This is a genomic window from Streptomyces phyllanthi (assembly GCF_009377205.1).
GTDB classification, from domain to species: domain Bacteria; phylum Actinomycetota; class Actinomycetes; order Streptomycetales; family Streptomycetaceae; genus Streptomyces; species Streptomyces phyllanthi.
In genome coordinates this window covers 1-3,640 of sequence record NZ_VJZE01000668.1, presented here as the reverse complement: position 1 = coordinate 3,640, position 3,640 = coordinate 1, and the positions used below count along the sequence as shown (strand labels likewise).

Sequence of the window (3,640 nt, the reverse complement as noted above, 5' to 3'; positions counted from 1 at the left end):
CCGCTGTCCGCACCCGATGGACGGGGTGCGGACAGCGGCGCGCGTCAGTACCTGCTGTGCCCAGGGGGCTGCTACTCCGTGGAGTCGCCCACCTGCTCCGTCACGTCGACCACCTTCCAGCGCTGGTTGGAGCCGGAGTTGGGCGTCCACATGGTGACGGCGGCGCCTTCGTTCGTGGCCTGGCCGCCGACTTCGAGGAGCCGTCCCGTGGCGGCGTTGACCAGGGTCCAGGTGCCGTCACCGGTGGTCGACATGATCCACTGGGTGGCCTCGTCGCGCTCGTCCTCGTCGGGCTCCAGCACCGGGGCGCCGTTACGGACGGCCAGCCGCTTGCCCTCGGCCGGGTTGGTGAAGACGTACCGGTCGAGGACCCCGGAGTCCTGGCGCACCGAGCGCAGCTGCCACTGCTGGCCTGCCGGAAGGTCGGCGGAGCCGGACCGGATGACCAGGTTGGTGCCGTTGTCGGCGACCGTGACGGCCTTGCCGCTCTGGACGCCGGTCAGGGTGTAGGTGTGGCCCTTGCGCAGCAGCGGGGCGTCCTTGGCGACGCCGGACACGCCCTTGACGACGAAGGACGTCACCGACTGGGCGGGCACGGTGAAGGTGGCCGAGCGGTCGCTGACCTTGATCGGGTCGTGCTTCTCCAGCTTGCCGTTCGCGTCGGTCACGACCGGGGTGACGGTCGCGTTCCGGCTGACCTCACGGAACTTGGACAGGTCGATCGTGACCACGCGGGACTCGGTGGTGCTGTTGACGTGGACGAGGGAGGCGCCCTTGCCGTTCCTCGTCACCGCGGCGGCGCTGGAGGTGTCGTTCACCTTGATCAGCCGGTCGCCGGGCTTGATGAAGTGGGTGAAGTTGCGGGCGGTGTCGAACTTGGTGTTCGTGTAGATCGGGCAGGTCTCCAGGGTGTCCTTCGAGGTGCAGCTGAACGGGAGCTGGATGCTGCCCCAGTTGCCGCCCTTGGCGGACTCCCCGCCCGGCTTCATGTTGTCGTAGTCCTCGACGGGCTGCCAGAACACCCAGGCGCGCGGCTCGAGTTCGCGCAGGTCGTCGACGATGCGCTGGGCGAGGCCGAGGCCCGGCCGCATGTCGGTGAAGCTCTGGCCGTCGCCCCAGTCGCCCTCGACCTCGCTCATCCAGAGCGGCTTGTCCTCGGCCTTGGAGATGTCGCGCACGGTGGTGCGCTGGCCGGTGCCGTAGGTGTGGACGTTCATCTGGTCGACGAGGTCGCGGGACTCCTGCGAGTAGCCGTTCCAGTTCGTCGCGAAGGTGCCGGGGTTGGTCTCGTCCATCGCGGAGATCTCGGCCTTGGTCCTCGCCTTCTTCAGGGCGGGGGCCAGGGCCTTGATGACCTTGTCCTGGAGCGCGGGGCTCATGTGGGCGCCCTCCTGGCGGCCGCCGACGGGCTCGCCGTCGGGGCCCAGGCGGGTGCTCCAGTAGTTGGTGTTGGGCTCGTTGAAGGGGTCGACGGTGTCGACCTTGATGTCCTCGGCCCTCTCCAGCCGTCGGGTCGCCTCCGCCATGTAGGCGGCGAAGTCGTCGACGGACTCGGTCTTGAGCTGGTCGTCGGTGGCGTTGAAGCCGCCGGAGACGTAGCCGCTGACCGTCATGAACCACGGCGGGGAGTTGCTGAAGGTCTCCCAGTGGTCGATGTCGTCCTTGATGCGGTCGACCCACCAGCGCTGGGTGAGGTCGGCGTCCTTGTTCCAGTCGGCCGGGTCGTCGGCGCTCCACCAGTCGGTGTCCTCGCGGGTGGTGCCCGCGGGGGCCTTCCACCAGCCCTCGACCGCTCCGCCGGCGCGCAGGTAGTCCTTGACGTCGGGGGCGTTGCCGCCGCCGATGTTGTAGCGGGCGATGTTGAGGGCGAGGCCGTCGTCGTCGAAGAGCAGTTTCGCGAGTTTCTCGCGTATCTGTTTCGGATAGTCGCCGGTGGCGTTGGCGAACCAGACGAGGCTGGTGCCCCAGCCCTCGAACTTCTCCTGCTTGTACGAGGGGTCGGGCTGGACGGTGACGGAGGCGGTGGCCGCCGTCGTCTGCGCCTGGAGCGGTGGGGCGGTGACCAGGGCGGCCCCGGTGGCCAGGGCGGTGATGCCGGCGGCTCCGAGGAGCCGTCTGTTGCGGGGGGTGCGGCGTGCCATCGTGCGCTCCCAACTGAGGTGTGGTCGCTGGTGTGGACCCTCCCGCCGTGGGGACGGGAGGGGATGGCCCCCGAACGGGTGCGGAGCCGCTCGGGGAATGGAGCGGTGTGGGGGGTCAGGTGGCGGGCTGCCGCAGTACGGCGACGTCCCGGGGGTGCAGTACGAGGGCGCCGTCGGCGTCGGTGGCGCCGAGCAGGACGTCTCCGGTGAGACCGGTCAGCGGCACGGCCTGGTCGGTCCGGTTGACCAGGAAGCGGAACCGGCCCCCGGGGCCACTGCGCACGGTCTGCTCGACCGACCCGCGTGCTTCGGCGGGCAGTTCGCTCTCGACACCGGCGGGGCCGAGCAGCCTCGGCAGCAGTGCGGCGAGCCCTTCAGCGCCGAGCCGCGTGGAGACGTAGGCGGCCGATCCGCTGCCCGTGGGCCGCCGGGTGACGGCGGGGCGCCCGGCCTGCCCTCCGGTGCGGTAGTGGGACAGGACCTCCGTCTCCGGGGCGGTCACGGTGATCCGGTCGGTCCACAGGGTGCCGGTGGTGGAGTCGTCCAGTTCGACGGTGTCCCCGGCGAGCAGCGGGCCGAACTCCTCGATGCGGATGCCGAGGAGGTCGCGCAGGGCGCCCGGGTAGCCGCCGAGCCAGATGTGGTCGTTCTCGTCGACGATCCCGGAGAAGTACGTGGTGACGAGGTGGCCGCCGTTCTCGGCGTACCGCGTGAGCTCCTTGGCGAGGTCGGCGGGGACGACGTGGAGCACGGGCGCGATCAGCACCCGGTGGCGGTCCAGGTCGGCGCGGGTGGTGACGACGTCGGCGCGGATACCGAGGGCGAGGAGCGCGGAGTACCAGTCGAGCGCTTCCTGGCGGTAGTCGAGCAGGGAGGTGGGGTGGGAGTCCTGCTCGCTCGCCCACCACGAATCCCAGTCGAAGACGATGCCCACGGGGGCGGGCTCGCGCTCGCTCCCGGCGACGGGGGCGAGGGTCTTCAGGGTGTCGCCGAGGGCCACGACCGCGCGGAACAGGTCGCTGTCCTCTCCGGCGTGCGGGACCATCGCCGAGTGGTACTTCTCGGCGCCGGCGGCCGACTGCCGCCACTGGAAGTAGCAGACGGCGTCGGCGCCGTGCGCGACGTGCAGCAGTGAGTCGCGGGCCAGTTCACCGGGGCGCTTGGCCACGTTGACGGGCTGCCAGTTGACCGCGCTGGTGGAGTGCTCCATCAGGAACCAGGGCCGTCCGCCGGCGATACCGCTGGTGAGGTTGGCGGAGAAGGACAGCTCGTCGCGGTCCTGGGGGCCGGGGTGGACGTAGTGGTCGTTGGAGACGAAGTCGATCTCGCCCGCCCAGTCCGGGTAGTTCATGCCCTTGGTGCCGCCCATCACCATGAAGTTGGTGGTGATCGGCACGTCGGGGGTGATCCGCCGGAGGATGTCCCGCTCCGCGCGCAGGTACTCCTTCAGCGCGTTTGACGAGAAGCGCTTGAAGTCCAGCTGCTGGGTGGGGTTGGGG

Annotated in this window: 2 protein-coding genes; both read right to left on the bottom strand. The window is 70.3% G+C overall.

Features of this window, described 5'->3' with window-relative positions; translation table 11 throughout:
- Positions 1-71: 71 nt before the first annotated feature.
- Positions 72-2,141 carry an RICIN domain-containing protein gene (locus FNH04_RS43070; RefSeq protein ID WP_152791686.1) on the bottom strand — a complete coding sequence of 690 codons (2,070 nt, stop codon included), beginning with the start codon at positions 2,139-2,141 and terminating at the stop codon, positions 72-74.
- A gap of 115 nt (positions 2,142-2,256) precedes the next feature.
- Positions 2,257-3,640 (bottom strand): beta-galactosidase (locus FNH04_RS43065; protein ID WP_152791685.1); only part of this gene is annotated, 1,384 nt, incomplete at its 5' end.

What these genes read in the sequence shown, in the direction of transcription:
- FNH04_RS43070 (WP_152791686.1), bottom strand. Translation starts at nt 2,141, where the DNA reads ATGGCACGCCGCACCCCCCGCAACAGACGGCTCCTCGGAGCCGCCGGC.